This window comes from Bradyrhizobium sp. (assembly GCF_019242285.1).
Classification (GTDB): domain Bacteria; phylum Pseudomonadota; class Alphaproteobacteria; order Rhizobiales; family Xanthobacteraceae; genus Bradyrhizobium.
The window spans coordinates 1-5703 of sequence record NZ_JAFAVV010000525.1 but is presented as its reverse complement, the minus strand read 5'-3'; the positions used below and the strand labels follow the sequence as shown (position 1 = coordinate 5703).

6 protein-coding genes are annotated in these 5703 nt (G+C 66.4%); 3 read left to right on the top strand and 3 right to left on the bottom strand.

Annotated elements, in window-relative coordinates; all coding sequences use genetic code 11:
• Nucleotides 1-817, bottom strand: an 817-nt coding sequence (locus tag JOY90_RS20900; RefSeq protein WP_291693004.1) for a Na+ dependent nucleoside transporter N-terminal domain-containing protein, incomplete at its 3' end; no start/stop codon positions are given.
• A 223-nt stretch (nucleotides 818-1040) separates the two neighbouring features.
• Here JOY90_RS20900 and JOY90_RS20895 point away from each other — a divergent pair.
• Together JOY90_RS20895 and JOY90_RS20890 are read left to right on the top strand one after the other, a co-directional pair.
• Nucleotides 1041-1259 carry a hypothetical protein gene (locus JOY90_RS20895; RefSeq protein ID WP_291693003.1) on the top strand — a complete coding sequence of 73 codons (219 nt, stop codon included), beginning with the start codon at nucleotides 1041-1043 and terminating at the stop codon, nucleotides 1257-1259.
• A gap of 135 nt (nucleotides 1260-1394) precedes the next feature.
• On the top strand, nucleotides 1395-2621 hold the full coding sequence (locus JOY90_RS20890) for an MFS transporter (protein ID WP_291693005.1): 1227 nt from the start codon (nucleotides 1395-1397) through the stop codon (nucleotides 2619-2621).
• A gap of 30 nt (nucleotides 2622-2651) precedes the next feature.
• Here JOY90_RS20890 and JOY90_RS20885 read toward each other — a convergent pair whose 3' ends face one another.
• Together JOY90_RS20885 and JOY90_RS20880 are read right to left on the bottom strand one after the other, a co-directional pair.
• Nucleotides 2652-3410: an SDR family oxidoreductase gene (locus tag JOY90_RS20885; protein WP_291693002.1), complete on the bottom strand. Its 759-nt coding sequence runs from the start codon at nucleotides 3408-3410 to the stop codon at nucleotides 2652-2654.
• Nucleotides 3411-3431: 21 nt separating this feature from the next.
• The gene (locus JOY90_RS20880; RefSeq protein WP_291693001.1) at nucleotides 3432-4190 is read right to left on the bottom strand and encodes a peptidase; all 759 of its coding nucleotides are present in this window, start codon (nucleotides 4188-4190) and stop codon (nucleotides 3432-3434) included.
• Nucleotides 4191-4292: 102 nt separating this feature from the next.
• Between JOY90_RS20880 and JOY90_RS20875 the strand changes: the two genes are divergently transcribed.
• Nucleotides 4293-5703 (top strand): ABC transporter substrate-binding protein (locus JOY90_RS20875; protein WP_291693000.1); only part of this gene is annotated, 1411 nt, incomplete at its 3' end.

The window sequence follows — 5703 nt, the reverse complement described above, 5'->3', positions numbered from 1 at the left end:
GCATGGCGACGATGTTGAGCAGCAGCTCGAGCCCGGCGGAGGTGCCCTTGACGATCGCATCCATGGTCGAGGTCGCCTGACCCTCGGTGTCCTCGTCGAGCGCCCCGCCGGTCAAGCGCTCGCTCGTCTCCGGCACCATGATGAGACTGACCAGGATCGCGGCCGGCGCGCCCAGCACGGAAGCGATGACGAAATGCGCGGCCGCATCGGGAATGAGCGGCGCAAGCAGCGTGGCGTAGAGCACGAGCACGGTGCCGGCGATCCCGGCCATGCCGCCGGTCATCACCAGGAACAATTCGCTGCGCGACATCTGCGCCAAATAAGGCCGCACGAACAGCGGCGCCTCGACCATGCCGAGAAAGATGTTGGCGGCGGTGGAGAGCCCGACCGCGCCGCCGACAGCCATGGTGCGCTCGAGCAGCCAGGCCATGCCACGCACGATCGGCGGCAGCACGCGCCAATAGAACAGCAGCGTGGTGAGGACGCTCATGACCAGCACGATCGGCAGCGCCTGGAACGCCAGAATGAAATCGGCCCCCGGAGTCTTGGGGTCGAACGGCAGCGCCCCGCCGCCGAGATAGCCGAACACGAAGGCGGTGCCGGCACGCGAGGCCTCGGAAATCGCGCCGACCGCGTCATTGATGGCGCCGAAGGCGTGCGCCACGAAAGGCAGCTTGATCAGCAAGATGGCGGTGACGAAAGTAACGACGAGCCCGATCAGCGCCTGCCGGATCGACACCGCCCGGCGGTTCTCGCCGAACGCCCAGGCGAGCGCGAGCAGCGCGAAAACCCCGAGCCCCGATTGCAGTTGCAGCATGGAATCCCCGAATGGCGGCGCATTATGACCGCGCGATGGCGCAAGGCGCAATGCCGCGCCGGCTATCGCACCGGCTGGCGCCGTTCCTGCTCGGCCATGTTCGCAACACATTGCGCCGCATACTTTACCGCTCCTTCTTCCGCGACCGCTCGCGTCGTTCCAGTCCGGTTTCGGCCTCACCTTCGGCCTCTATCACTGGCTGTCGGCGGCGCCGGATCAACTCGTGCCCACCGCGACCATCATGGTCGCGGCGCTGATGTTCCTGATCGGCTTCCAGCTCATGCTGTCGTTCCTGAACTACGCCATCTCGTCGAGCCCGCGCGAGGCGCTGCATCCGTTCCTCAAGTCCGATCGCGCGCCGACGGACCAGAGGGAGGTCGGCGAAAACGCCCGTTCAGGTCGTGACGGCGCGCGGCTCAGCCCCGCGCGCGCGAGCCATTGACAACGCCCTGCCGGTCGGCCACGGCGTGACGAAGGAAACAGCAGGGTGGGTCACGGCGTAATGAACCAAGACAGCACCGTGACGGGTACGCCGTCGGCCAAGTCCGGGCCGGCGCCGGTCCTGGCGTCGCCGCCGATGTCGCCGCCGGCCACGATCGCCACGCTATTCCGGCAGAAATCGCTGCCCTATTTCCTGCTCTCGCGCAGCCTGTCGCGCTTCTCCATCCAGATCGGCACGGTCGCGATCGGCTGGCAGCTCTATGACCTGACCGGCAGCGCGCTCGCGCTGGGCATGGTCGGCCTGGTCCAGTTCCTGCCGACCGCGCTCTTGGTGTTCGTCGCCGGCCACGCCGCCGACCGCTACGAACGCAAGCGCGTGGTGCAGCTCTGCCAGCTCATCGAGGCGCTGACCGCGGCGCTGCTCGCCTGGAACGCCTGTCTCGGCGAGTTGACGGTGACGCAGATCTTCGTCGCCACCTTCGTGCTCGGCACGGCAGGCGCGTTCGAGAGCCCGGCGACCGCGGCGCTGCTGCCCTTGATCGCCCCGCCCGGCACGTTGCAACGCGCCACTGCGCTGTCGAGCGGCTCGGTGCAGCTCGCCGCGATCGCGGGGCCTGCACTCGGCGGTTTCGCCTATCTGCTGTCGCCGGGCCTGCCCTACGGCATCATGGTCGTGTTCTGGCTGGTCGGCATGCTCGTCACCGGCGCGATCGCGCCGGCGCGGCCGGAGCCCGTGGCCGAGGCGAACGAGGCCGAGGCGTCGGACGATCTGTTCGCGGGCGTCCGCTTCATCCGCGGCAATCCGGCGATCCTGGGCACGATCTCGCTCGACCTGTTCGCGGTCTTGTTCGGCGGCGTGGTCGCGCTGTTGCCGATCTATGCCCGCGACATCCTGGAAACCGGGCCGCTCGGGCTCGGCATCCTGCGCGCCTCGCCCGCGATCGGCGCGCTGGCGATGACCGCGTGGCTCGCGCGTCACAGCATCGATCACCGCGCCGGCCTGCGCATGTTCCAGGCGGTGATCGCGTTCGGGGTGGCGACGGTGGTGTTCGCGCTGTCGCGCTGGATGTGGCTCTCGGTGATGGCGCTTGCGATCCTGGGCGCGGCCGACACCATCAGCGTCGTGATCCGCTTCTCGCTGGTGCAGCTTCGCACACCCGACGAGATGCGCGGCCGCGTCGGCGCGGTGAACTTCCTGTTCATCAACGCCTCCAACCAGCTCGGCCAGTTCGAGAGCGGCTTGACCGCGGCGCTGCTCGGCACCGTGACGTCTGCCGTGCTCGGCGGCGTCGCCACCATCGCGGTCGCGCTGCTCTGGATGAAGCTGTTCCCGACGCTGCGCGAGGTGGACAGGCTGGAGTAGCAACGACGGAGCGTGGTGCGTACGCCCGCACTACCCCCGCCCGACGAACGGCATCTTGCTGGCCATGACCGTCATGAACAGCACGTTGGCGTCGAGCGGGAGTGTCGCCATGTAGGCGACGGCGTCGCCGACGGCCTTCGCGTCCATGCGGGGCTCGGGCATCTTGCGGCCGTCCGGCTGCAGCACGCCGTCGACCATGCGGTCGGTCATTGGCGTGGCGGCATTGCCGATGTCGACCTGGCCGACCGCGATGTCGTAGGCGCGGCCGTCGAGATTGCTCGCCTTGGTCAAGCCGGTGATGGCGTGCTTGGTCGAGGTGTAGGCGGCGGAGAACGGCCGCGGCGCATGCGCCGAGATCGAACCGTTGTTGATGATGCGGCCGCCGCGCGGGGTCTGGTCCTTCATGATGCGGAACGCGTGCTGCGTGCACAAAAACGGCCCGGTCAGGTTGGTGTTCACCACCGCCTGCCATTGCGCGAGCGTGAGGTCCTCGAAGTTCACCGGCGGCGCGCCCATGCCGGCATTGTTGAACAGCACGTCGAGCCGGCCATAGACCTCCATCACCTTGGCGAACAGCGCCGCGATCGAGGCCGGATCGGTCATGTCGGCCGATACCGGCAGGCTCTTGCCGACATTGTCGCCGAGCTTCTGCGTCTCCTCGAGCTTGTCCATGCGGCGGCCGGCGAGCACGACGGTGAAGCCCGCCTTCATCAGCGCAAGCGATGCCGCGCGCCCGACGCCGGTGCCTGCGCCCGTCACCACCGCGATCCTGTCGATTGCCTCCGTCATCGTGTCCTCGCCTTTCGTGCTTTACGGTTTTGCGTCTTTTTCCGCCTTGTAGGGCGGCCGTGGAATGTTCTGATGCGCGGCGCGCAACGCCGCCGACCAGCGCGAGCGCAGGTCATGATAATAGGGCTCGCCGGCCTCGATGCGGTGATTGAGATCGGCCTCGCAGACGTCGTTGCGCACCACCAGCACATCGATCGGCAGGCCGACGCCGAGATTGGAGCGCATGGTCGAATCCATCGAGATCAGGCCGGTCTTCAGCGCCTCGTACAGTTCGACATCGTAGTGCATGGCGCGGTCGAGCACCGGCTTGCCGTATTTGTGCTCGCCGATCTGCAAGTACGGCGTGTCGGTGGTGCACTCGATGAAGTTGCCGGCGGTATAGACCATGAACAGCCGCATCCGCGAGCCTTTGATCTGGCCGCCGAACAGGAACGAGACGTCGAAGGAGACGTCCTCCGATCTCAGCGCCGGACCCTCGGTCGCATGAATGGTGCGGATCGCGCGGCCGATGCGCTGCGCGGCCTGGAACATGGTCGGCGCGTTCATCAGCGTCTCGAGCTCGCCGGTGTTGGCGTCTTCCATGCCCTCGTTCAGGGTCGAGAGCACCGACTGGCTGATGGCGAGGTTGCCGGCGCTCGCCACCGCCATGATGCGCTCGCCGGGCTTTGCGAAGATGTGCAGCTTGCGGAACGTCGAGACGTTGTCGAGGCCGGCATTGGTGCGGGTGTCGGCGATCATGACCAGCCCGTCACGCACCAGGATCCCGCAGCAATAGGTCATCATCCGTCCCCATGCGCAACCACGCCCGCGCACGAAACCACTAGCCAATTTCGGGCAGGTGGTCCAATCCTAACATCCAAAGCAGGAATGTGGGAGATGAGGATGCGCAGGAAACGCCGGCCAGGAACAGTGGCAGCCGTCGCCGTCATGCTGGCGGGACTTGTGCTCGCGGCGCCGGCGCCCGCCAGCGCGCAGAAGCAGGGCGGCACGCTGCGCCTCTATCACAACGACACCCCGCCGAGCGCGTCGCTGCTGGAGGAATCGACCATCGCCTCGGTGGCGCCGTTCGCCGCGATCTTCAACAACCTCGTGGTGTTCGATCCGGCCAAGCCGCACGAGAGCCTGGAGACCGTGATCGGCGATCTCGCCGAGAGCTGGTCGTGGGATGCGACCAACACCAGGCTGACCTTCAAGCTCCGGCAGGGCGTGAAATGGCATGACGGCCAGCCCTTCACCGCCAAGGACGTGCAGTGCACCTGGCGGATGCTGATCGGCAAGGCCGAGGGCGCCGACTTCCACCGCAACCCGCGCAAGGTCTGGTACTCGAAGCTTCAGGACGTCTCCATCAATGGCGACTATGAAGCGACCTTCGAGCTGAGCGAGCCGCAGCCGAGTCTCCCCGTGCTGCTCGCGAGCGCGTTCTCGGCCGTCTATCCCTGTCACGTGCCGCAGCAGGTGATGCGCACAAAACCGGTCGGCACCGGGCCGTTCAAGCTCGTCGAGTTCAAGCGCGGCGATTCGATCAAGCTTGTCCGCAACCCCGACTATTTCAAGAAGGACCGGCCCTATCTCGACGAGATCAGCTATCGCGTGATCGACAACCGCGCCACGCGGATGCTGGCGTTCTCGACCGGCGAGTTCGACATCACCTTTCCAAGCGACGTCACGATCGCGCTGCTCAAGGACATCAAGGCGCGCGCGCCAAACGCGATCTGCGAGACCACCAGCGCCGGCACGCTGATCAATTTGATGGTCAACCGCGTCAATCCGCCGTTCGACAATCCCGACATCCGCAAGGCGATGTCGCTTGCGATCGACCGCAAGCCGTTCAACACCCTCCTGATGGAAGGTCAGGGCCTTCCTGGCGGCGCGATGCTCGCGAAGCCGGTCGGCGAATGGGGCATGCCGCCGGAGCAGTTGTCGAAGCTCACCGGTTATGGCCCCGACGGGGCCAAGAACCTCGCCGACGCCCAGGCCATCATGCAGAAGCTCGGCTATAGCGATTCGAAGATGCTGCCGATCAAGATCCAGACCCGCAACCTTCCGACCTATCGCGAGCCGGCGGTGATCCTGGTCGACCAGCTCAAGAAGATCTACATCGCGGGCGAATTGGACATTCTCGACACGCCGCGCTGGTACGCGCGGCTCGCCAAGAAGGACTACACCATCGGGCTGAACGTCACCGGCGTCTCCGTCGACGATCCCGACGGCAACATCGTCGAGAATTATTCCTGCAACTCCGAGCGCAACTACACGCAATACTGCAATGCCGAGGTCGACAGGCTCCTGGCCG

Excerpts from the sequence above, each read along its gene's own strand:
- JOY90_RS20880 (WP_291693001.1), bottom strand. The coding sequence starts at position 4,190 with ATGACCTATTGCTGCGGGATCCTGGTGCGTGACGGGCTGGTCATGATC.
- JOY90_RS20890 (WP_291693005.1), top strand. The coding sequence starts at position 1,395 with ATGTCGCCGCCGGCCACGATCGCCACGCTATTCCGGCAGAAATCGCTG.
- JOY90_RS20885 (WP_291693002.1), bottom strand. The coding sequence starts at position 3,410 with ATGACGGAGGCAATCGACAGGATCGCGGTGGTGACGGGCGCAGGCACC.